Consider the following 22977-nt stretch of genomic DNA (forward strand, 5'->3'; position numbering starts at 1 on the left):
CGACGCGCGCCGACGCCTCCCCCGAAGGCCCCGTGCCGAGCGAGGGAGTGCCCCCACGTGACCATCGCCCCAGCGGATCCCGCTTCAGCGATCACCGAAGAACCGGCGGATGCGCCGGGGACCGCGCTGCTGCGGACCCTGACGGATCTCACCGCCGATCTTCCGGACACCGACCCCGGCCGGGTTGCCGCCGCCGCGCTGCGCGGCCGTAACGCCCGCTCCGACGGGGCCGAGCTGCGGGAGCTGGCCACCGAGGCCGCCGCGGGGCTCATCTCCGAGGACCCGGCGTACTCCCGCCTCGCCGCCCGTCTCCTGACCATCACCATCGCCGAAGAGGCGGCCACCCAGGGCGCGTTGTCGTTCTCCGCTTCGGTCGAGACCGGTCACCGCGAGGGCCTGATCGCCGACCGCACCGCGGACTTCGTGCGGACCCACACGGGCCGCCTCGACGCCCTGGTCGACGCCGCGCTCGCCGACGGCGCCGACGACCGCTTCGGCTACTTCGGTCTGCGCACCCTCTACTCCCGCTACCTGCTGCGCCACCCGATCACCCGCAAGGTCATCGAGACCCCCCAGCACTTCATGCTGCGCGTGGCGTCCGGCCTCGCCGAGGACGAGTCGGTCCGCGCACTGGACGAAGTGGCGTCCCTGTACGGCCTGATGAGCCGCCTGGACTACCTCCCGTCCTCCCCCACGCTCTTCAACTCCGGCACCCGCCACCCCCAGATGTCGAGCTGCTACCTGCTCGACTCTCCGCTGGACGAGCTCGACTCGATCTACGACCGCTACCACCAGGTCGCCCGGCTCTCGAAGCACGCGGGTGGCATCGGCCTCTCGTACTCCCGCGTCCGCGGCCGCGGTTCGCTGATCCGGGGCACCAACGGCCACTCCAACGGCATCGTCCCCTTCCTCAAGACGCTGGACGCCTCGGTCGCGGCGGTCAACCAGGGTGGCCGGCGCAAGGGCGCCGCCGCGGTGTACCTGGAGACCTGGCACTCCGACATCGAGGAGTTCCTTGAGCTGCGCGACAACACCGGCGAGGACCAGCGCCGTACGCACAACCTGAACCTCGCGCACTGGATCCCCGACGAGTTCATGCGCCGGGTCGACGCGGACGGCCAGTGGTCGCTGTTCTCGCCCGCCGACGTGCCCGAGCTCGTCGACCTGTGGGGCGAGGAGTTCGACGCCGCCTACCGCAAGGCCGAGGCCGCCGGACTCGCCCAGAAGACCATGCCCGCCCGGGACCTGTACGGCCGCATGATGCGCACCCTCGCGCAGACCGGCAACGGCTGGATGACCTTCAAGGACGCCTCCAACCGCACCGCCAACCAGACGGCGGAGCCGGGCCACACCGTCCACTCCTCCAACCTGTGCACCGAGATCCTTGAGGTGACCGACGACGGCGAGACGGCCGTCTGCAACCTCGGCTCGGTCAACCTCGGCGCGTTCGTGGTGGGCGACGGGATCGACTGGGAGCGCCTGGACGAAGCCGTCCGCACCGCGGTGACCTTCCTCGACCGGGTCGTCGACATCAACTTCTACCCGACCGAGCAGGCCGGCCGCTCCAACGCCAAGTGGCGCCCGGTGGGCCTCGGCGCGATGGGCCTTCAGGACGTCTTCTTCAAGCTGCGCCTGCCCTTCGACTCCCCCGAGGCGAAGGCGCTCTCCACCAGGCTCGCCGAGCGGATCATGCTGACCGCGTACGAGGCCTCCACCGACCTCGCCGCGCGGTCGGGCCCGCTGCCCGCCTGGGACAAGACCCGTACCGCGCGCGGTGTGCTGCACCCCGACCACTACGACGTCGAGCTGAACTGGCCGGAGCGCTGGGCGGCGCTGCGCGAGCGCATCGCCACCGTCGGCATGCGCAACTCGCTGCTCCTGGCGATCGCCCCGACCGCCACCATCGCTTCCATCGCGGGCGTCTACGAGTGCATCGAGCCGCAGGTCTCCAACCTCTTCAAGCGCGAGACGCTCAGCGGTGAATTCCTCCAGGTCAACGGCTACTTGGTGGAGGATCTCAAGAAGCTCGGCGTGTGGGACGCGCAGTCCCGCGAGGCGCTGCGCGAGGCCAGCGGCTCGGTGCAGGACTTCGGCTGGATCCCGGCCGAAGTCCGCGCGCTGTACCGCACGGCGTGGGAGATCCCGCAGCGCGGCCTGATCGACATGGCCGCCGCGCGCACCCCGTTCCTCGACCAGTCGCAGTCGCTGAACCTGTTCCTGGAGACGCCCACCATCGGCAAGCTGTCGTCGATGTACGCGTACGCCTGGAAGCAGGGCCTGAAGACGACGTACTACCTGCGCTCGCGCCCGGCGACCCGCATCGCGCGCGCGGCCCAGGCAGCCCCCACCATTCCAGTCCAGCAGGCGGCCCCCGACGCCGACGCAATCGCCTGCTCGCTCGAAAACCCCGAGTCCTGCGAGGCCTGCCAGTAATGACCGCCCACCCGTCGCCCGACCGCCGCCCCTCAACGACGGCGCTTCGCGCCGACACCTCTTCTCTGCAAAAGAACCTTCTCGACCCGGGCTTCGAGCTGACTCTCCGTCCGATGCGCTACCCGGACTTCTACGAGCGCTACCGGGACGCGATCAAGAACACCTGGACCGTCGAGGAGGTCGACCTCCACTCCGACGTCGCCGACCTCGCGAAGCTCACGCCGGGTGAGCAGCACATGATCGGCCGCCTAGTGGCGTTCTTCGCCACCGGGGACTCGATCGTCTCGAACAATCTCGTCCTCACGCTCTACAAGCACATCAACTCCCCTGAAGCGCGGCTCTACTTGAGCCGTCAGCTCTTCGAGGAGGCCGTGCACGTCCAGTTCTATCTGACGCTGCTCGACACCTACCTGCCCGACCCGGACGACCGCGCGGCCGCGTTCGACGCGGTCGAGGAGATCCCCTCGATCCGCGAGAAGGCGCAGTTCTGCTTCAAGTGGATCAACGAGGTCGAGAAGCTGGAACGCCTGGAGACCCAGGCCGACCGCCGCCGGTTCCTGCTCAATCTGATCTGCTTCGCCGCGTGCATCGAGGGGCTGTTCTTCTACGGCGCCTTCGCGTACGTGTACTGGTTCCGCAGCCGGGGCCTGCTGCACGGTCTGGCCACCGGCACCAACTGGGTGTTCCGCGACGAGACGATGCACATGAACTTCGCGTTCGAGGTCGTGGACACCGTCCGCAAGGAGGAGCCGGAGCTCTTCGACGATCTGCTCAAGGAGCAGATCACCGACATGATGAAGGAAGCGGTGGAGGCGGAGCTCCAGTTCGGCCGCGACCTGTGCGGTGACGGCCTGCCCGGCATGAACACCGAGTCGATGCGCGAGTACCTGGAGTGCGTCGCCGACCAGCGCCTGACGCGCCTGGGCTTCGCCCCGGTGTACGGCTCGCAGAACCCGTTCTCGTTCATGGAGCTCCAGGGCGTCCAGGAATTGACGAACTTCTTCGAGCGCCGGCCGTCCGCCTACCAGGTGGCGGTCGAGGGCTCGGTGGGCTTCGACGAGGACTTCTAGTCCGCGAGAACATGGAAGGGGCCCGGCACCGCCACGGTGCTGGGCCTCTTCACGCGCTTCCGGGTGACCGGGATCAGGCGTTCGGCACGACCTCGTAGCGAGCCGTACCCTCCGCCATCTGCTTCAGCGCGTCCTTGCGGTCGCGCTTGGACAGGCGGTCGATGTACAGGTAGCCGTAGAGGTGGTCGGTCTCGTGCTGGAGGCAGCGCGCGAAGTAGCCCGTGCCGCGCACCTTGATCGGGTTGCCCTCGGCGTCCTGGCCGCTGACCTCCGCGTAGTCGGGGCGGGCCAGCTCCGCGTAGGCGGTCGGCACCGACAGGCAGCCCTCGTTGGACTCGTCCAGGACGCGCAGCTCGGCCGGGAGCTCTTGGAGGACCGGGTTGCAGACGACGCCGACGTGCCGGACGCCCTCGTCGTCCATGCAGTCGTAGACGAAGACCTTGAGGTCGACCCCGATCTGGTTGGCGGCCAGGCCCACGCCCTCCGCCGCCTTCTGGCTGGCGAACATGTCGTCGATCAGCTTGGCCAGCTCACCGTCGAACTCGGTGACGTCCTTGCACTCCTTGTGGAGCACCGGGTTGCCGACCACCGTGATCGGGCGGGCGGTGCCGCGCTCGCGGAAGGCCAGCTCGCGCGCCTCGCAGTCCTCCGTGTCCACGACGAACCCGTCGTTCTCGACCTGCTGGTCCGTCTCCTGCTGCGCCATGTCCGCCGTAAGCCTTCCTCAAAAACCCGATTCCGATCCCGTACAGCCTAAGGCCCGGCTCAGCAGACTTCTTCTAGATCCCGCCACTCCCGGCTGTCCGGGTTGTCGGCGACCCAGCCGTCGAGCAGGCCCCGCACCAGGCCGGCGGGGGCCGCGATGCCGCATTCGCGTTCGGGGACCCACAGGTCGCCGGAGGTGCGGTGGCCGAGCGGGCCGGGGTGGCCGGGCTCGCTGTGGTCGTGCGGGTCGAGGTGCTCGCCGTCGCCCTCGTCGCTGGGCATCTGCGATTCGGAGCAGGCCCGGCACAGCAGGCGCACGGAGGAGGACCAGTCCTCGGCGGCGAAGCCCGCGTCGGCGGCGAGCCGCTCCAGGGCGTCCCGGTCGGCCTCGGTGGCCGCCTCCAGCAGGACCACCCAGGTCGGCACGGGCGAGGGGGCCCACAGCTCGATCTCGTCGAAGACCGGGAAGGACGGGCCGGCGGCGACGGTGCGTTCGCCGTGCGGTACGCCGTCGTGCAGCACCACCTCGCCCCAGCGGCGGCCCGAGGACGGCAGCGGAATGGACAGGACCTCCATCCGCGCGGGGTCGAGCCGGCGGCCCCACACCACCTCGGCCTCGCCCTCCGGAGACAGGCGCACGGCGGCGCTGCCGAGCTCCATGCCGACCGGTTCACCGCTGCCGGTGGCCTCGCCCGGGACCTTCAGCCCGTACGCCTGCCAGGCGCGGCGGGCCAGTGGCCAGTCCTGGAGGGCGGTCGCCGCGATGCCGACGTTCCACCAGTCGGGGGCGCCGGTCTCCTTGTCGATCAGTGCGACGGCACGCAGCCCGGCGGCCCGCGCCTGCTCCCAGTCGTGCCGGAACTTGTGCAGCAGCGCCAGGTTGAACCAGGACTCGGACAGCCAGGGCTCCAGGTCCGCGGCGCGCGTCAGAAGCGCTCCGGCGTCCTCGTACCTGCCGTCACCGATCAGCGTGAACGCACGGTCTGTGGCCTGCCGCCACGAGGCGGAGGGCCGGTGCCGTCCCTTGCCGAAGATCCTCACGATTCCCGCCTGCCCAGACCGGCCCCGACTAGCGGGTCGGTCTTACGGTCGCCCAGTTTTCTGGGTTCTTTCGCATCCAACCATGCCCAGCCGGAAGGCCGCTCATTACTCCTGGGTTACCCAGGTGGCACCGGGGTCAGACTGCCTCGGGCGAGGATGCGTGCCAGGGATTCCACCACCTGCGGGTGGTAGTCGCGGCCGGTGCCGAGCCGCAGCTGTTCGAGTGCGTTCAATGAGCTGCCGGGGGCTGTGGAGCCTCCTGCGAGATCGTCGTACGCGTTGACCGCGCGGACGATCCGGGCGGGCAGCGGCTGCTCCCGCCAGGGGTCTGCCTGCCGCTCGACGATCACCGCCACGCCCGCGGGCACCCCGGTCTGTCGTACCACGGCTCCCCCCAGGAGCGCGATCCGGCGCTGCTCGGCGGCGGGCAGCGGGGCGGTGGCACCGGCGGGCACCGCGTCGAGCAGGGACAGCTGCCCGATGTCGTGCATGAGGGCCGCGTACTCAAGGACGGTCAGCTCGGGCTCGCACAGGCCCAGCTCGCGCCCGACGGCCCGGCTGAGCGCGGCGACCCGGCGGGCGTGGCCGGGCTGGGTGTACCCGGCGACCTCGGTGGCGCGGGCCAGTGAGGTGATGGTCTGGCGATAGGTGGTGCGCACCGCGGCATACCGCCGGAAGGCCAGCTGGGCCAGGAGCAGCGGCACGCAGAACACGGGCAGCGCCCACAGCCCCGCCACGGCGACCGCGAGCGCGATCACGGCGCCGGTCGCGCACACGGCGGAGCCGATCCCGAGCAGCCCGCGCAGCTCGTCGCGCAGCAGCGGCCCGTACCGGTAGGGAGTGCGGGCGTGCACCAGCAGCGCGGCCACCACGGCGTCACACAGTGCGGTCAGCACGAGCAGCAGCAGGAGCACGAGGGCGAAGTACGGTCCGTGCCCGAACCAGCGGTCCAGGAGCCCCGCGTTGTACAGCGGCTGAAAACAGACGGCGGCGAACGCGACGGTGAGCACCCGCCGGGCCGCCTGGTCCGGGCTCGGCCCGCGCCCGACGGCCACGTGCGGTACGGAGCCGACGAGGGCCGCGGCCACCACGACCGCGATCACCTGGAGCACCCCGTGCCGGGTGGGGTGGCCGGCGTTCGCCCCGAGCAGCGCGTAGGCCAGCGCCCCCGCCGAGGCGAGCGGCGCGGGCTCCCGCTCCCCCTCCCCCGCCCCCCAGCGGGTCAGCTCCCCCACGACGATGAGCCCTCCGAAGGCCATCGCGACCCCGGGCTCCACCAGCCCACCGCGCAGGGTGGCACCCAGGGCCCAGAGGGTGAGGGTGCCGGCCAGGGAGTAGAGCGCGGTGACCAATTCAAGCCCCCTTGGCGTTCGAGGGGCGGGGTCTGGGGCGGAGCCCCGGGTCGGGAAGGGGCGCGGTGGCGCGGAGCCCCGGGTCGGGAAGGGGCGGGGTGGGGATGGGGCCCGCCCCAGGCGGCACGTTTCCTCGCGCACCGGCGGCCCCCGCCTCGTCCGCGGTGACCTCCACGTGCCACCCGTACCGGGAGAGTGCCCGCACAAGGGCCCGCACCATCAACGGATCGAACTGCTCCCCCGCACACCGCTCCAGTTCGGCGACCGCGGCCGCGACGGGCCGCGCCCGGCGGTAGGACCGCGTCGACGTCATCGCGTCGAACGCGTCGGCCACCGCCACGACCCGGGCTGCCTCGGGGATCTGGGTGCCGGCCAGGCCGTAGGGGTACCCGCTCCCGTCGAGCCGCTCGTGGTGGTGCAGGATCGCCGCGCGGGCCTCGCCGAGGAAGCCGATGCCCCGCACCATCTCGTGGCCGTACTCGGGATGCAGTTCGATGACCGCCCGCTCCTCGGGTGTGAGCGGGCCGTCCTTCCTGAGCACCCGGGTGGGCACCCCGAGCTTGCCCACGTCGTGCAGGATCCCGGCGAACCGCAGGACGTCCAACCTCCCTTCCGCCATGCCGAGTTCGCGCGCGATCATCTCCGAGGCCCGGCCGACCCGTTCGCTGTGGCCGCGGGTGTACCTGTCCTTGATGTCGACGGCCTGGACGAGGGCGCGGATGGTGGCCTGGTGGGCGGCGTGCTCGCGGTGGTACTGGGCGAAGACCCAGCAGGAGATGTACATGGGCAGCAGCACGAACAGCGCGGCGGGCGGTCCGAACGGGCTGCGCCAGAGCACCGCCATCATCAGCCCCGCGAGGCCGTGCACACAGTGCGGGGCGAGCGAGCGAAGCAGGATCCCGCGCCATGCGGTGCGGGCGGGCAGCCGTTCGGCGGTGGCCCGGATGAGTCCGTCGAGGGCGGTCAGGACCAGGCAGAAGACCAGGGCCGCGGCCCCGGCGGGCAGCAGCACGTAGGGAAAGTCGGGGAGCGTCGCCGGGCCGCTCCCGCCGAGCGCGGCCCGTCCGCCGAGCAGCACGTGGGCAGTCGCCGCCGCCGAGACCGCGATGGCCAGCTGGGCCGCCCGCCACAGGCGGCGCACCGCGCGCGGTTGTTCCTCGGCGTAGGAGATGAGCGCCCCGGGCACCGCGGTGAGCGCCGCCGCGTACGGCGGGAGCAGGAAGGCGGCGGCGAGCAGTACGGGGAAGAAGGAGCCGGAGGCGATCGGCACGGCCACCCGGCCGGCCAGCACGGGGCAGCGGGCGGGCCATTCGCACAGCGCGTACAGGCCGGCGAGGAGGGCGACGGCGGCCCAGGGGGTGGGGCCGTGGAGCACGGGCAGTGCGCAGGCGAGGGCGCCCGCGACGGTGGCCGCCACGACGGCGCGCGCCGCCACCGGAAGGCTCACAGGACCCGCTGGTCCGGCCATGGCACCCCCTTCCCCTCCAGGCTCCGGAGAATAGGCCCGCACGGGACGGCGGTCAGGTCGATGGTCGTAATGAGGGGGTTCGGGCCACCGGGATTAGCACCATCGGGTGACCTCGGGCGACGCACGAGAGCGGCCCCGGCTGCCTGCCGGGACCGCTCTCAACTCCCTTGATCCAACGCCTTGTTCACTCCCGGTCGAGAGTGGGCACCTCGCCGGTGACGATGTCCTGCTCGGGGACGGCCTGGCCGGAGCGGATCAGGTCGATGCGACCCATCACCTTGGAGCGCAGGTCGCTCGGCACGTCGTCCGAACCGCAGCAGCGCTTCACCAGCTTCTTCACGGCCTGCTCCAGGCCGTACTTCTCCAGACAGGGCGAGCACTCCTCGAAGTGCACCTCGAACTTGTTGCAGTCGCTGTCGGGCATCTCGTGGTCGAGGAACTCATAGAGATGGTCCAGGACCTCAGAGCAGTCCGTCTCGTGCGGCTCTCCGCAGCTCATGAGCCCGAGCCTTTCGCTTCGTCCGACTCGCCGGCGCCCGCCGGGACGAGCCCGCGGTCCCGGGCGTAGTCCTCCAGCATTCCGCGCAGTTGGCGGCGGCCCCGGTGCAGCCGGGACATCACTGTACCGATGGGTGTACCCATGATGTCCGCGATCTCCTTGTACGCAAAGCCCTCTACGTCCGCGAGATACACGGCGATGCGGAACTCTTCCGGGATGGCCTGCAGGGCCGACTTCACGTCCGAGTCGGGCAGGTGGTCGAGCGCCTGCGACTCGGCGGAGCGCAGCCCCGTCGACATGTGCGACTCGGCACGCGCGAGCTGCCAGTCCTCGATCTCCTCCGCTGCGCTGCGCTGGGGTTCGCGCTGCTTCTTGCGGTAGGAGTTGATGAAGGTGTTGGTGAGGATCCGGTAGAGCCAAGCCTTCAGGTTGGTGCCCTCGCGGAACTGGTGGAAGGACCCGTACGCCTTGGCATACGTCTCCTGCACCAGGTCTTCCGCATCGGCCGGATTGCGCGTCATGCGCAGCGCGGCCGAGTACATCTGGTCGAGGTAGCCGAGGGCATCCCGCTCGAAGCGCGCGTTGCGCTCGGCGGTGGTCTCTTCCACGTGGCCGTCGTCGGTCCCTGTGACCGGACCCACCTCCTCGAACGGTACGGCGGGACCGAAAGCGGACCCGCTCGAATCGGAGGATAGACGACGACCCGGTCCGCCCGCCGCTCGAATAGGAGCGGTTCCGGCCGCGGAGAGCACCGTCCACTCCAGGTCAGCGGCGGTCTTGCGACTGGGGCAGATGGTCGAACCCATACGACGGACTCCCTCTCCACAACAGGTCTGCGTATCCCTACGTCCGCCATAACAGTGGCCCCTCGGCGGGCATTCCCGGTGTCAGTGGGGCAGCGCGCCGAGCCAGGCACCGGCCGCGTCGGTGATCACCGCGAGCGCGTCCTCCTGGGTGAGGGGGGCCCGTTTGGGGACGGCGAACCCGTGGTCCGCGAACGGCACTTCCACCAGTTCGTAGGCCCCGTCGGGGAAGGCGTCCGGCGCGGGGAACTCGGCGGGTCTGCCGAACGGGTCGCTGCCGCCCTGCACGACGAGGGTGGGCACGCCCGCGCCCAGCAGTTCGTCCGCCCTGGACTTCTCCGGTCGGCCCGGCGGGTGCAGCGGGAAGCTGAGCGCGAGGACCGCTACCGCGCCGAGCTCGGCCGCCGTGCGGCAGGCCACCCTCGCTCCGGCGCTGCGGCCGCCCGCGACGACCGGCGGGCCCTGCTTCGCCACGGACGGCCACAGCTCGCGCCATCCGGTGTCCAGCGTCCTGGGCGCCGGCGCCACCTTCTTGCCCGCCACCCGCCAGGGCTGCTCCACCAGGGCCACGCTCACCCCGAGCGGCGGCAGGGCCAGGGCCAGCGCCTGGAGGTCGCGGGCCTCGATGCCGCCGCCCGCGCCGTGGCTCACGGCCAGGACGAGCCGGGCCTTCTTCGCGGGGTGCCAGGTGATCCGCGCGTCCCCGGCACCCGTCTGGACGATCTCGCTGTTGGTCACGGGGCCATCCTGCCGTCAGGCCCGGCGCCGGGGACGCAGGACATGAGCACCGCCACGGCCCTCGCTCAGAACAGCGTGCCCTCCTCGGGCCCCTCCAGTTCCTTCAGGAGTTCGGGCCCGTTGTTGCGAACGTTGCTGACCGCCGTCGACACCGGGTAGGCCCGCAACAGGCCGCCCGGCGGCGGCACGAGCAGGCCGCGCAGTTCCGCCACGTCCGTACGGGACGGGTCGAGCCAGGACGACCAGCGGTCCGGCGTGAGCATCAGCGGCATCCGCGGGTGGATGTCGGCCAGCGAGCGGGGGCCCTCGGCCGGGGCGATGCCCAGCGGTCCCGGGTCCGCCTCGGTGGTGACCACCGAGCAGGTCGCCCACCAGGCCGAGGGGTGATCGTCCGGAAGTGTGCGGTCGCGCCAGAACTCGTACAGACCGGCCATCGCGAAGACCGAGCCGTCGGCCGGGGTGACGAAGTACGGCTGCTTGCGCGGCCGCTTCTTCTTCCCCTCGACCTCCAGGTCGCGCTCGCCGGCGCCGGTGACCCACTCGTAGTAGCCGTCGGCCGGGAGGATGCAGCGGCGGGCCGCGAAGGCCTTCTTGAACGACGGCTTCTCGTGGACGGTCTCCGCGCGGGCGTTGATCATCCGGGCCGCGCCCTCGGGCGACTTGGCCCAGGACGGGACGAGTCCCCACTTCAGCTTGCGCAGCTGACGAACCGGACGGGGGTCGTCGGCGTCTTTGAGAGGGCGCTCCAGGACGACGTAGACCTCTTTGGTCGGGGCCACGTTCCAGTCGGGCTCCAGCGGCTGCGCCGGATCTCCCGATCCCGCTCGACCGGAGGGGACCCCCATCTCGACCTCAAAGATTCCTGCGAGATCCTCGGGCCTGCGACTCGCTGCATACCTACCGCACATAGGTGCCACACTGCCACGGCGCCACCACCCCGTGAGGAGCCGTCCCAGAAATGTCCGCGCTGCAAGACTTCCAGCTCTTCGGCACCCAGAGCGCGCCCGCCCAGTGGCTGGTCGTCGCCACGGGCATAGCCGCGCTCGCCGTCGTCGTCCCGCACAGCCTGTGGCGGGTCTCCCGCAACGCCATCACCATCGCCCACGAGGGCGGCCACGGTCTGGTGGCGCTGGTCTCCGGCCGCCGTCTCGACGGCATCCGGCTGCACTCCGACACCAGTGGTCTCACCGTGAGCCGGGGCAAGCCGTACGGCCTGGGGATGATCCTCACCGCGGCCGCCGGCTACACCGCGCCGCCGCTGCTGGGCCTCGGCGGAGCCTGGCTGCTCGCCGCCCACCACGTCACGCTCCTGCTGTGGCTGGCGACGGCCCTGCTGCTCGCGATGCTGGTGATGATCCGCAACGCGTACGGGGTGCTCACCGTCGTGGTGACCGGCGCCGCCTTCCTGCTGATCTCCTGGCTGACCGGCCCCGACGTCCAGTCGGCGTTCGCCTACACGGCCGTGTGGTTCCTGCTGCTCGGCGGCGTGCGCCCGGCGTTCGAGCTACAGCGCAAGCGGCGGCGGTACAACGACGGCGACTCCGACGCCGACCAGCTCGCCCGGCTCACCCACGTACCACCAGCGCTCTGGCTCTTCCTTTTCCACGCCGTTTCTGTCTGTTCGCTGATCGGCGGTGGTCGCTGGCTGCTCGGCCTGTAGGTGGCGTCCCCACTAAAGTGAGCACCATGACCGAAACGCCCGTGCATCCCGCCCTCTGGCCCGCCCCCCTCGCGAGCGGAACCGTCGATGCGACGGTCTCCGTGCCCGGATCGAAATCGGTCACCAACCGCGGACTCGTGCTGGCCGCGCTCGCCGCCGAGCCCGGCTGGCTGCGCCGCCCCCTGCGCTCCCGCGACACCCTGCTGATGGCGGAGGCGCTGCGCACGCTCGGCGTCGGCATCGAGGAGGGCGTGGGCCCGGACGGCTCGGGCGAGGCCTGGCGGGTGATCCCGGCCGGTCTGCACGGCCCGGCCACGGTCGACGTCGGCAACGCCGGTACGGTCATGCGCTTCCTGCCCCCGGTCGCGGCCCTGGCCGACGGCCCGATCCGCTTCGACGGCGATCCGCGTTCCTACGAGCGCCCGCTCGGCGGCGTGATCAACGGTCTGCGCGCGCTCGGCGCCCGCATCGACGACGACAACCGCGGCGCGCTCCCGATGACCGTGCACGGCGCGGGCGCCCTCGAAGGCGGCCGGGTCACGATCGACGCCTCGTCCTCCTCCCAGTTCGTCTCCGCGCTGCTGCTCTCCGCACCGCGCTTCAACCAGGGCGTGGAGGTGCGCCACGTCGGGGCCACCCTGCCGTCGATGCCGCACATCCGGATGACGGTCGACATGCTGCGCTGCGTGGGCGCCCAGGTGGACGAGCCGGAGACGGGCGGCGAGCCGAACATGTGGCGGGTCTCGCACTCCGCGCTGCTCGGCCGCGACCTGACCGTCGAGCCGGACCTCTCCAACGCCCAGCCGTTCCTCGCCGCGGCCCTCGTCACGGGCGGCACCGTGGTCATCCCCGACTGGCCGATCCGCACCACCCAGCCCGGCGACCAGCTGCGCGAGATCTTCACGGAAATGGGCGGCAGCTGCCAACTGGCCGACCGCGGGCTGGTGTTCACCGGCTCCGGCAAGATCCACGGCATCGACGTGGACCTGAGTGAGGTCGGCGAGCTGACCCCCGGCATCGCGGCCGTCGCGGCCCTCGCCGACTCCCCGTCCACGTTGCGCGGCGTCGCGCACCTGCGGCTGCACGAGACGGACCGGCTGGCCGCGCTCACCAAGGAGATCAACGAGCTCGGCGGCGACGTGACGGAGACCGCGGACGGTCTGCACATCAGGCCGCGCCCGCTGCACGGCGGGATCTTCCACACCTACGACGACCACCGGATGGCCACGGCCGGCGCGATCATCGGTCTCGCCGTCAAGGGCGTACAGATCGAGAACGTGGCGACCACCGCCAAGACGCTGCCCGACTTCCCGGACATGTGGACTTCCATGCTGGCAGGGTCCGGAAACTGAGCGGAGCCTGACGATCATGCGCCGCTACGGCAAGAACCCGGACGAGGACGACATCCGCGTCCGCCCCAACCCCAAGGGCAACCGCCCCCGCACCAGCATCCGCCCCAAGCACGAGGACGCCGCCGAGGGCATGGTCCTCACCGTCGACCGCGGGCGGCTGACCTGCCTGGTCGGGGACCGCACGATCCACGCCATGAAGGCCCGCGAACTGGGCCGCAAGGCGGCGGTGGTGGGCGACCGGGTCGACATCGTCGGCGATCTGACCGGCAAGAAGGACACGCTCGCGCGGATCGTACGGATCGGCAAGCGCACCTCGGTCCTGCGGCGCACGGCCGACGACGACGACCCGTACGAGCGCGTGGTCGTCGCCAACGCCGACCAGCTCGCCATCGTCACCGCCCTCGCCGACCCCGAGCCGCGCCCCCGCCTCATCGACCGCTGCCTGGTGGCGGCGTACGACGGCGGCCTGGAACCGCTCCTGGTCCTGACGAAGTCGGACCTCGCCCCGGCCAACGAACTCCTGGAGATGTACGGCGCGTTGGGTGTCCCGTTCGTGGTCACTTCACGCGAGGAGCTGTACGAGGGCAACGCGGCGGACCGGGTGCGCGAGCAACTGCACGGCCGGGTAACCGCGTTCGTCGGTCATTCAGGCGTCGGCAAGACGACCCTGGTCAACGCGCTGGTCCCGGAGGCCCAGCGGCGCATCACCGGCCATGTGAACGCGGTCACCGGACGCGGCCGCCACACCACCACCTCGGCACTGGCGCTGCCCCTGGACAGCGCGGACGGCGGCTGGGTCATCGACACCCCGGGCGTACGGTCCTTCGGCCTCCACCACGTCGACCCGTCCCGCGTGATCCTGGCTTTCCCCGACCTCGTACCCGGCACCGAGAACTGTCCGCGCGCGTGCAGCCACGACGAGGCCGAGTGCGCGCTCGACCAGTGGGTGGCGGACGGCCACGCCGATCCGGCACGGCTCTACTCGCTGCGCCGGCTGCTCTCGACACGGGAGCGGCGCGAGGGCGACTGACGCCGTGGTCCGCCGCGCGGAGCCCGCGGTTTCCGGGGGCAGGCCCCAAGCGCCCATTGCATAATCGCACCAAGCGTTGACCATGCAGTCAGTGACGACGATGCGTTGTGGGAGGCCCTGGACATGGCGTGGCTGCTGGTCGTGGTGGCGGGAATCCTCGAAACGGGCTTCGCCGTCTGTCTGAAGCTGTCGCACGGTTTCACCCGGCTGTGGCCGACGATCGCCTTCGCCGCGTTCGCGCTCGGTTCGTTCGGACTGCTCACCCTCTCGCTGCGGAAGCTGGACGTGGGCCCGGCGTACGCGGTGTGGACGGGCATCGGGGCCGCCGGGACCGCGGTCTACGGCATGGTCTTCCTCGGGGACGTGGTCTCGACCCTGAAGCTGGTGTCGATCTCCCTGGTGATCGTGGGCGTGATCGGCCTCCAGATCTCCGGCTCGGCGCACTGAGCCCGGGGCCCGCGGGCACCTCAGACGACCTCTCGCACGCGCGGGAAGTGACAGGCCGCCACATGGTCGGCGCCGTGCGCGGTGGGCCGCGGGTCCTCGGCCGCGCAGCGCTCGCGCTGTTCCGCCTCCAGCTGTGCGTACACCGGGCAGCGGCCCCGGAAGCGGCAGCCCTCGTAGCGGCGGGTGGGGCTCGGCGGGTCGCCGGCGAGCAGGATGCGGCCGCGCTGCCGTTCGCGCTCGCGTTCCGGATCCGGCAGCGGTACGGCGGAGAGCAGGGCCTGGGTGTAGGGGTGGCGGGGGCGTTCGAAGACGTCCTCGACGGTGCCGGCCTCGACGGTCCGGCCCAGGTAGACGACGCTCACCCGGTCCGCGATGTGCCGTACGACGGACAGGTCGTGCGAGACGAAGAGGTAGGCGAGACCCAGTTCGGACTTGAGACGGCGCAGCAGGTTGAGCACCCCGGCCTGCACGGACACGTCCAGTGCCGATACGGGTTCGTCCAGGACGAGGAGCTTCGGCTCGACCGACAGGGCGCGGGCGATGCCGATCCGCTGGCGCTGCCCGCCGGAGAACTCGTGCGGGAAGCGGTCGGCGGCGGCCGGGTCGAGCCCGACCTGTTCGAGCAGCGCGGGAATCCGGCGCGCCGCGCTCGCCCGGTCGCCTCCCTGGGCGCGCAGCGGCTCGACGATGATGTCGCCGATGGGCATCCGGGGGTCGAGGCTGGCCATCGGGTCCTGGAACACGATCTGCATCTGGCCGCGCAGCGCTCGCCGTTCGGATGTGCCGAGCCCCGCGGGCGCCTTCCCGAACAGCTCGATCGCACCGCCCTCGGGGCGTTCGAGGCTCAGCAGCTCGAACAGGGTGGTGGACTTGCCCGATCCCGACTCCCCGACCAGCGCGAGTGTCTCCCCGGCGCGGATGGCGAGGTCGACGCCGTCGACGGCGTGCACGGTGCCCACCCGTCGTTTGAAGGCTCCGCCCTTCAGCACGGGGAAGGTTTTGATGAGGCCGTCGACCTTCAACACCGGGTCGCCCGCGGCGCGTTGGGCGGGTACGGGTATCTCCGGTACGGGGTACACGTCGAGGACCCCGAGCCCCTGTTCGGCGATCTCCGCCGCCCTCACGCACGCGGCAAGGTGCCCCACGCCCCCAGGGGGCTCCGCCCCCTCCTCAGCCGAGGCGCGGACCTGATTTCCGCCGAGGCCATCGGGTTCCACCCCGCGGAGCACGCTCCGAAGCGGCGGCACCGCCTGCGTGCAACGGGCTTCTGCCAGCGGGCACCTCGGTGCGAAGGCACAGCCGTCCACGACGCCGCCCGCCGCCGGCGGCGAGCCCGGGATCGGGACCAGCGCGCCTCCCGCCGAGTCCAGCCGCGGCACCGCGCCGATCAGCCCCATCGTGTACGGCATCGCGGGTTGCGCGAACAGCGCGTCCACCGGGGCCGTTTCCACCACCCGGCCCGCGTACATCACCGCCACCCGGTCGGCCACCCCCGCGATCACCCCGAGGTCGTGGCTGACCAGGACCATCGCCGCCCCGGTCTCGCGCTGGGCGGTGCGCAGGACGTCGAGGACCTGGGCCTGGATGGTCACGTCCAGTGCCGTGGTCGGCTCGTCGGCGAGCAGCACGTCGGGGTCGTTGGCCATCGCCATCGCGATCATGGCCCGCTGCCGCATCCCGCCCGAGAACTCGTGCGGGAAGGCCGAGGCCCGTACGTCCGGCTCCGGTATGCCGACCAGGTCGAGCAGTTCCACGGCCCGTGCCCGCGCCCGCTCGCGGGAGACGTCCTGGTGCGCGCGGACGGCCTCCGCTATCTGGTCGCCGATCCGGTACACCGGCGTGAACGCGGAGAGCGGGTCCTGGAACACCATGCCGATCCGGTTGCCCCGCACCGTCGAGAGCTGCCGGTCAAAGGCGCCGACCAGCTCGGTCGAGCCCAGCCGCACCGAGCCCCGTACCGTCGCGTTCGAGGGGAGCAGGCCGAGCATCGCGAGCGCGGTGGCGGACTTCCCCGAGCCCGACTCGCCGACCAGGCCCAGGACTTCGCCGCGGGCCAGCGAGAAGCTCACCCCGCGCACGGCGGGCACCCCGTCGAAGTCGACCGCCAGGTCCCGCACCGTGAGGACTTCGGCGCTCATCGCTCAACTCCCTTGCGCTTGCGGCGGGTTGTCGGATCGAGCGCGTCCCGCAGCCCGTCCCCCACCAGGTTCACCGCCAGTACGAACACGATCAGCAGTCCGGCCGCGAAGAAGAACATCCAGGGGTAGGTGACGGCCGCCCCGGTGCTGCTCGCGATCAGCGTGCCGAGCGAGACGTCCGGTGACTGCACGCCGAACCCGAAGTAGGACAGTGCCGTCTCGCTCATCACGGCGCCGCCGACCGCGATCGTCGCGTCGATGATGAGGAAGGAGGCGAGGTTGGGGATGATGTGCCGCCAGATGATCCGGAAGGGGCCCACTCCCATGAAGACGGCGGCCCGGACGAATTCGCGCTCCTTGAGGGAGAGCGTCATCGAGCGCACCACCCGCGCGGTGATCATCCAGCCGAACACGGCGAGCAGCCCGACGAACGCGAACCAGCCGCCGCCGCGCAGCCGCGGCGAGATGATCGCGATGATCAGGAACGAGGGGAAGACGAGGAGCAGGTCGACCAGGAACATCAGGATCCGGTCCGGCCATCCCCCGAAGTACCCGGCACAGGCACCCACCAGCGAGGCAAGCACGGTGGAGAACAGGGCCACGAGCAGGCCGATGAGCAGCGACTTCTGGAGTCCGCGCACGGTCTGCGCGAAGACGTCCTGGCCGATGCGGTTGGTGCCCCACCAGTGGTCGGCGCTCGGCGCCCCGCGCAGCGCGGTGTAGTCGATGTGGGTGTAGTCCCAGGGGCTGATCAGCGGCCCGGCGAAGGCCAGCAGGAAGAGCAGGAGGAGGAGCACCGCGCCGGCCAGCGCGCCGCGGTTGCGGATGAACCGGCGGAGCACGACGGTGGCCCGGCCGGCCGGGCGGGGGGCGGGTTCGGCGCCGAGGGCGCTTTCGATGACGGCGGTCATGGTCGGCGTACTCCTAGGCGTTGCGGATGCGCGGGTCGAGCGCGGCGTGCAGCGCATCCGCGAGGAAGCCGGACAGGAGCACGGTCACGGCGGCGAACACGTTGACGGCGACCACCGAGTTGACGTCGTTCTTGCCGATGGAGGAGATGAACCACTCGCCCATGCCGTGCCAGCCGAAGATCGTCTCGGTGAAGGTGGCGCCGGTGAACAGGGCGAGGAAGCCGTAGCTGAAGTACGTCGACATGGGGATGAGGGCCGTGCGCAGGCCGTGCCTGAGCAGGACGGTGCGCCGCGCGAGCCCCTTGGCGGCGGCCGTGCGCAGGTAGTCGGAGCCGAGCACGTCGAGCATGGTGGAGCGCTGGTAGCGGCTGTAGCTCGCGATGGTGCCGAGGCCGATGGAGATGGTCGGGAGCAGGAGGTGGACGCCTCTGTCCTTGAACACCGCCCAGAAACCGGAGTTCACGCCCGGAGTGCTCTCACCGGTGAACTGGATGGCCTCGGTGCCGGTCTTCTGGTTGAACCAGATGGCGCCGATCTTGAGCAGAACGGCCAGCAGGAACACGGGAGTTGAGAGCAGGGCGAAGGACGCCAGGGTCACGACCCGGTCGGAGAGCCGGTACTGGCGCACCGCCGTCCAGGCGCCCGCGAGCACCCCGATCACGGTTCCGGCGATCGTGCCGAGCAGCAGCAGTCGAAGGCTCACCCCGATCCGGCGCCCGAACTCGGCGCCCACCGACGTCCCGTCGATGGTCTGCCCGAGGTCGCCGCGCAGCGCGTGCCCGGCCCAGGTGGCGAAGCGGGAGAGCAGTGGGGTGTGGTCGTTGACCCCGAGCGCCGTGAGGTGGTGGTCGACGGAGGCCGCGGACAAGGGGGGTTGGCGCCCCTCGTAGTACGCGCGCGGATCCAGGGCGTACGAGGCGAGCAGATAGGACAGGCAGACGGCGGCGAGCAACAGCGCGGCGTAGTAGCCGAGTCGCTTCGCCAGGAAGGCGGCCACGGGCGTTGGTCCTCCGCAGTGGATCGTCAGGGGATCACGGCCGCGGCAGGCTCAATCGGTCCAGTACGTCGGCTTGTTGATCCAGCTTGGCCCTTGTTTGTTGCGGACATGCTAAGAAAGTATGTCGGCATTCCGGCACCCCTCGCAGCAACCTGTGTGATCGCCCTACCGTCGGCGCAAGCTGCGGCCTCGATCAGGCCGCCCAGAACCGGAGGAAGTATTCCGATGCGCAGATCCACCGTCATCGCCATCGCCGCGGCCCTGTCGGCCACTGTGGTGGTGTCCGGCTGCGGTTCCTCCGGCAAGGACGACAACTCCGCGAAGAAGCAGGCCGCCCCGCAGGCCGACGGGCAGAACATCAACGCCCGGCCGGTGGCGGACCTCAAGCAGGGCGGGTCGCTGCGGTTCGGCATCGACCAGTGGATCACGCAGTACAACATCAACCAGGTGGACGGCCAGCAGGGCGACGCCCAGGACCTGATCATGGCCGTCATGCCGGACCTGTTCGACCCCGACGCCAAGGGCGTCCAGCGCCTCAACCCGAGCTACCTCGTCTCGGCGAAGGTCGTCTCCACCAGCCCGCAGGTGGTCGAGTACCAGCTCAACCCGAAGGCCAAGTGGTCGGACGGAACACCGCTGAGCTGGAAGGACTTCGAGGCGCAGTGGAAGGCGCTGAACGGCTCGAACCCGGCGTACGAAGCCGTCGACACCTCCGGCTACGACCAGGTGTCCAAGGTCGAGCAGGGCGCCGACGAGCACGGCGTGAAGGTCACCTTCGCCAAGGCGTACGCCGACTGGCAGCGCCTCTTCGATCCGCTGTACCCGGCCGCGTACATCGACACCCCGGAGAAGTTCAACAAGGGCTGGTCGCAGAAGGCGGCGGCCACCGCCGGCGCCTTCAAGGTGGGCACGTACGACAAGACCGCGCAGACCGTCACGCTGGTGCCGGACCCCGCCTGGTGGGGCCCGAAGCCCAAGCTGGACACGATCGTCTACCGGGTCCTCGACAGCGCCGCCAAGACCGAGGCGTACCTCAACAAGGAGGTCGACGAGGCGCCCGCGCTGCTGCCCGAGGACTACAAGCGGCTGGCGAAGGACCCCACCACCGACATCCGGCGCGGCGCCCGCTGGGACGAGGTGCACATCACCCTCAACGGCGGTCACGGCCCGCTCCAGGACGTCAAGGTGCGCAACGCCGTACAGGCGGCCGTCGACCGCAAGGGCATCAACGCGAGCTTCGCCAAGGACCTCTCCTTCCAACTGGCCCCGCTGAACAACCACTTCTTCATGCCGAACCAGGCGGGGTACCAGGACAACTCCAGCGAGTTCGACACGTACGACCCCGCGAAGGCGAACAAGCTCCTGGACGAGGCGGGCTGGAAGAGTCCGGGCGAGGGCAGGACGCGCACCAAGGACGGCAAGGAGCTCAGCCTCGACTACACGCTGAGCGCGGGCGGCACCTCGGCCCAGACCGACCAGGCCGAACTGGTCCAGCAGCAGCTCACCGCCGTCGGCGTGAAGGTCAACATCAAGAAGGTCCCGGCCAACGACTACTTCCCCAAGTTCGTCAACACCGGCAACTTCGACCTCGTCAGCTTCCGCAACGTCGACGCCGTCTACCAGACGATGCTGACGCCGACGTTCCGGCAGCCCCAGGGCAAGAACCTCTTCCAGAACTTCGGCTCGGTCGGCTCACCCGAGATCGACGCCCTGCTGACCAAGGCGGGCGAGACCACCGACAAGGCGGAGTCGATCAAGCTCTACAACGAGGCCGACCAGCAGATCTGGAAGCTCGGCCACTCCATCGAGCTGTATCAGCGCCCGGAGATCGACGCGGTCCGCAAGGGCCTGGCGAACTTCGGCGCGTTCGGCCTCGGAGCCACTGACTACACCAAGGTCGGCTGGGTCAAGTAGCGCTCAGGTGCGGCCCGTTGGGCGTACGGGGACGACGGCGAGGACCGCGCGGATATGGGCCGAGGGCCCCTCGGCCGTGCCCGCGCGGGCCACGACGTAGGAGAGCCCGAGCCGCACCGCCGTCTCGCAGAACCGCCACAGCTCCGCCGGGTCCGCGCCCGGCACCTCCTTCTCCAGTGCCGCGCACGCCCGGTCCCGTACGGCGGCCAGCAGCTCGGCGGGGCCCGGCACCCCGGCATCCGCGCGGCGCTGGGCGGGCACCGGGGACACGGTGGCGGTCGTGCGGCGCGAGGGCGCCGGGAGCCGCTCGCTCCAGCAGCCCGTGAGCAGAGCCCGCACGAGGGCACTGGAACGGGCCGCGCCGACGGTCCACTCGGCGATGTGGACGAGGCGGTCGGTGGGGTCGATGGGGGTTCCCCCTGCATCGGAGCCTGTCGGAGATGCTTGGATGGGGGTTCCCCCTGCATCGGAGCCTGTCGGAGATGCTTGGATGGGGGTTCCCCCTGCATCGGAGCCTGTCGGAGATGCTTGGATGGGGGTTCCCCCTGCATCGGAGCCTGTCGGAGATGCTTGGGGGCGCTCGGCGAGCACTCTGTCGACGCCCCGCAGATAAACATCGGCCTCCCGGCGCACGAGCGCGCGGGCCAGACCGTCCTTGCTTCCGAACTCGTTGTAGAGGGTCTGCCGCGAGACCCCGGCGGCCAACGCCACGTCCACCATCCGCACCCCTGACCACGGCAGCCCCGCGAGTGCCGACAGAGCGGCGTCCAGTAGGGCTTCCCGCGCTGTGGACATGGCCGCTCCCCGGGGGCGTCCGGTGGTTCCGAGTTCAGAGTTGACGCGCTCGGGGGCACTGTCAAGGGCTCCGGATCGCGGTCACCCGGACGGTTTTGCGAGGCGGGCGCTGTGGTCCGTACCGCGGACGATCGCTACCGTGGTGGCCATGCCCGACTATCACGATGATCTGCGTCTCGCCCACGTCCTCGCGGACGCCGCCGACGCGGCCACCATGGACCGGTTCAAGGCCCTCGACCTCAAGGTCGAGACCAAGCCGGACATGACGCCGGTGAGCGAGGCCGACAAGGCGGCCGAGGAGCTCATCCGGGGTCATCTGCAACGGGCCCGGCCGCGGGACGCGATCCTCGGCGAGGAGTTCGGCCTGGAGGGCACCGGGCCGCGCCGCTGGGTGGTCGACCCGATCGACGGCACCAAGAACTACGTCCGGGGCGTGCCGGTGTGGGCGACCCTGATCTCCCTGATGGAGGCGGGCGAGGGCGGCTTCCAGCCGGTGGTCGGCGTGGTCTCGGCGCCCGCGCTGAACCGGCGCTGGTGGGCGGCGAAGGGCCACGGCGCGTTCACCGGCCGCAGTCTGACCTCGGCGACCCGGCTCAAGGTCTCCAGCGTGTCCAAGCTGGCCGACGCGTCGTTCTCGTACTCCTCGCTGAGCGGCTGGGAGGAGCGGGGCAAGCTGGACGACTTCCTGGACCTGACCCGCGAGTGCTGGCGCACCCGGGCGTACGGCGACTTCTGGCCGTACATGATGGTCGCCGAGGGGTCGGTGGACTTCTGCGCGGAGCCGGAGCTGTCCATGTGGGACATGGCGGCGAACGTGATCGTGGTCCAGGAGGCGGGCGGCACGTTCACCGGCCTCGACGGCCGGCCGGGCCCGCACAGCGGCAACGCTGCGGCCTCCAACGGCCTGCTCCACGAAGAGCTGCTCGGCTACCTCGGGGACGGCGGCGGCGCGTAGCCACCACGGCAGGGGCGCCCGGTGGGGGCCGCGGCTCGCGGCGGGGCTGAGATGCACGGCGGAGCTGAGATGCACGAGAGGCGTGAGTCGTACTTTTACGCGCCCCTCGGCTGACCTCTACCCGCCCCTTGTTGACGGCCGGTCCGGATGCGACTCTAGGAGTCCCCCCACTTGTGAACTTGTGAATTCATTCCTGAGCGGACCACGCTGGATCGCCCCGGGACCGTAATTCACCAAGGAGGTGGCTCCGTCCATGCTCGTCCGAGACGCCATGAGCACGATGGTCCTCACCATCGGACCCACACACACCCTCCGTCAGGCGGCCCGCCTGATGTCCGCCCGCCGGGTCGGCTCGGCCATCGTCCTCGACCCCGACACCAGCGGCCTCGGCATCCTCACCGAGCGCGACATCCTCAACTCCATCGGCCTGGGCCAGAACCCCGATCACGAGACGGCCAATACCCACACCACCACCGACGTCGTCTTCGCGGCGCCGTCCTGGACCCTTCAGGCGGCCGCCGAGGCGATGGCGCACGGCGGCTTCCGGCACCTGATCGTGCTCGACGGCGACGGCCCGGTCGGCGTCGTCTCGGTACGGGACATCATCCGCTGCTGGGCCCCCGCCCGGCACGAGGCCGCGATGGCCAACTGAACGCCAGAAGGCCGGCC

At 70.9% G+C, this 22977-nt stretch carries 21 protein-coding genes and 1 pseudogene; 9 read left to right on the top strand and 13 right to left on the bottom strand.

Annotated features, from left to right (window positions below; translation table 11 throughout):
- Window positions 1-57: 57 nt before the first annotated feature.
- The gene (locus tag OG522_RS13025; RefSeq protein WP_329463137.1) at window positions 58-2433 is read left to right on the top strand and encodes a ribonucleoside-diphosphate reductase subunit alpha; all 2376 of its coding nucleotides are present in this window, start codon (window positions 58-60) and stop codon (window positions 2431-2433) included.
- 113 nt (window positions 2434-2546) lie between these two features.
- A complete protein-coding gene (locus OG522_RS13030; protein ID WP_329467563.1) occupies window positions 2547-3503 on the top strand; it encodes a ribonucleotide-diphosphate reductase subunit beta in 957 nt (318 codons plus the stop codon).
- Window positions 3504-3576: 73 nt separating this feature from the next.
- Here the strand turns inward: OG522_RS13030 and def are convergent, their stop codons facing one another.
- From def to OG522_RS13070, 8 genes are all read right to left on the bottom strand, one after another.
- Window positions 3577-4209, bottom strand: coding sequence for a peptide deformylase (def, locus tag OG522_RS13035; RefSeq protein WP_329463138.1), 633 nt, complete (start codon window positions 4207-4209; stop codon window positions 3577-3579).
- Between the two features lie 59 nt (window positions 4210-4268).
- Window positions 4269-5249, bottom strand: coding sequence for a tetratricopeptide repeat protein (locus OG522_RS13040; protein ID WP_329463139.1), 981 nt, complete (start codon window positions 5247-5249; stop codon window positions 4269-4271).
- A 116-nt stretch (window positions 5250-5365) separates the two neighbouring features.
- Window positions 5366-6601: an HD-GYP domain-containing protein gene (locus OG522_RS13045; protein WP_443074690.1), complete on the bottom strand. Its 1236-nt coding sequence runs from the start codon at window positions 6599-6601 to the stop codon at window positions 5366-5368.
- A gap of 1 nt (window position 6602) precedes the next feature.
- Window positions 6603-8069: an HD-GYP domain-containing protein gene (locus OG522_RS13050; protein WP_329463140.1), complete on the bottom strand. Its 1467-nt coding sequence runs from the start codon at window positions 8067-8069 to the stop codon at window positions 6603-6605.
- 184 nt (window positions 8070-8253) lie between these two features.
- On the bottom strand, window positions 8254-8568 hold the full coding sequence (gene rsrA / locus OG522_RS13055) for a mycothiol system anti-sigma-R factor (protein ID WP_329463141.1): 315 nt from the start codon (window positions 8566-8568) through the stop codon (window positions 8254-8256).
- Complete coding sequence (locus OG522_RS13060; RefSeq protein WP_053729873.1) at window positions 8565-9209, bottom strand: sigma-70 family RNA polymerase sigma factor; 645 nt, start codon at window positions 9207-9209, stop codon at window positions 8565-8567. The genes rsrA and OG522_RS13060 overlap by 4 nt, the downstream gene beginning before the upstream one ends.
- Window positions 9210-9455: 246 nt before the next feature.
- A complete protein-coding gene (locus OG522_RS13065) occupies window positions 9456-10109 on the bottom strand; it encodes an alpha/beta hydrolase family protein (RefSeq protein WP_329463143.1) in 654 nt (217 codons plus the stop codon).
- A 65-nt stretch (window positions 10110-10174) separates the two neighbouring features.
- A complete protein-coding gene (locus OG522_RS13070) occupies window positions 10175-11017 on the bottom strand; it encodes an SOS response-associated peptidase (protein ID WP_329463144.1) in 843 nt (280 codons plus the stop codon).
- A gap of 50 nt (window positions 11018-11067) precedes the next feature.
- On the opposite strand from OG522_RS13070, the gene OG522_RS13075 reads away from it, so the two are divergent.
- The 4 genes from OG522_RS13075 to OG522_RS13090 all read left to right on the top strand — a co-directional run bounded on the left by OG522_RS13075 (window position 11068) and on the right by OG522_RS13090 (window position 14598).
- A complete protein-coding gene (locus OG522_RS13075) occupies window positions 11068-11769 on the top strand; it encodes a M50 family metallopeptidase (protein WP_329463145.1) in 702 nt (233 codons plus the stop codon).
- 26 nt (window positions 11770-11795) lie between these two features.
- On the top strand, window positions 11796-13121 hold the full coding sequence (aroA, locus tag OG522_RS13080) for a 3-phosphoshikimate 1-carboxyvinyltransferase (RefSeq protein ID WP_329463146.1): 1326 nt from the start codon (window positions 11796-11798) through the stop codon (window positions 13119-13121).
- Between the two features lie 16 nt (window positions 13122-13137).
- Complete coding sequence (gene rsgA, locus OG522_RS13085) at window positions 13138-14151, top strand: ribosome small subunit-dependent GTPase A (protein ID WP_329463147.1); 1014 nt, start codon at window positions 13138-13140, stop codon at window positions 14149-14151.
- Between the two features lie 123 nt (window positions 14152-14274).
- On the top strand, window positions 14275-14598 hold the full coding sequence (locus OG522_RS13090; protein ID WP_329463148.1) for a DMT family transporter: 324 nt from the start codon (window positions 14275-14277) through the stop codon (window positions 14596-14598).
- A gap of 20 nt (window positions 14599-14618) precedes the next feature.
- Here OG522_RS13090 and OG522_RS13095 read toward each other — a convergent pair whose 3' ends face one another.
- Genes OG522_RS13095 through OG522_RS13105 form a run of 3 tightly spaced genes read right to left on the bottom strand, consistent with a single transcriptional unit; the run spans window position 14619 to window position 18644 of the window.
- On the bottom strand, window positions 14619-16736 hold the full coding sequence (locus OG522_RS13095; RefSeq protein WP_329463149.1) for an ABC transporter ATP-binding protein: 2118 nt from the start codon (window positions 16734-16736) through the stop codon (window positions 14619-14621).
- Entirely contained in the window at window positions 16733-17647 is a 915-nt protein-coding gene (locus OG522_RS13100; protein WP_329463150.1) for an ABC transporter permease, read from the bottom strand. Before OG522_RS13100 ends, OG522_RS13095 begins: the two co-directional genes overlap by 4 nt.
- Window positions 17648-17660: 13 nt before the next feature.
- Window positions 17661-18644, bottom strand: coding sequence for an ABC transporter permease (locus OG522_RS13105; protein ID WP_329463151.1), 984 nt, complete (start codon window positions 18642-18644; stop codon window positions 17661-17663).
- 225 nt (window positions 18645-18869) lie between these two features.
- Here OG522_RS13105 and OG522_RS13110 point away from each other — a divergent pair, with 225 nt between their 5' ends.
- Window positions 18870-20558, top strand: coding sequence for an ABC transporter family substrate-binding protein (locus OG522_RS13110; RefSeq protein ID WP_329463152.1), 1689 nt, complete (start codon window positions 18870-18872; stop codon window positions 20556-20558).
- A gap of 3 nt (window positions 20559-20561) precedes the next feature.
- On the opposite strand, the gene OG522_RS13115 is transcribed toward OG522_RS13110, so the two are convergent.
- Both OG522_RS13115 and OG522_RS13120 read right to left on the bottom strand, forming a co-directional pair.
- Window positions 20562-20897 carry a TetR family transcriptional regulator gene (locus OG522_RS13115; protein WP_329467891.1) on the bottom strand — a complete coding sequence of 112 codons (336 nt, stop codon included), beginning with the start codon at window positions 20895-20897 and terminating at the stop codon, window positions 20562-20564.
- A gap of 242 nt (window positions 20898-21139) precedes the next feature.
- Window positions 21140-21353, bottom strand: a pseudogene (locus OG522_RS13120) (TetR/AcrR family transcriptional regulator); the annotation flags it as partial.
- 148 nt (window positions 21354-21501) lie between these two features.
- Between OG522_RS13120 and hisN the strand changes: the two are divergent.
- Both hisN and OG522_RS13130 read left to right on the top strand, forming a co-directional pair.
- Window positions 21502-22308 (top strand): histidinol-phosphatase, encoded by an 807-nt coding sequence (gene hisN / locus OG522_RS13125; RefSeq protein ID WP_329463153.1) that lies wholly within the window; start codon window positions 21502-21504, stop codon window positions 22306-22308.
- 253 nt (window positions 22309-22561) lie between these two features.
- The gene (locus OG522_RS13130) at window positions 22562-22960 is read left to right on the top strand and encodes a CBS domain-containing protein (protein WP_329463154.1); all 399 of its coding nucleotides are present in this window, start codon (window positions 22562-22564) and stop codon (window positions 22958-22960) included.
- The last annotated feature ends 17 nt before the right edge of the window (window positions 22961-22977 follow it).

Source organism: Streptomyces sp. NBC_01431 (assembly GCF_036231355.1).
Lineage (GTDB): Bacteria > Actinomycetota > Actinomycetes > Streptomycetales > Streptomycetaceae > Streptomyces.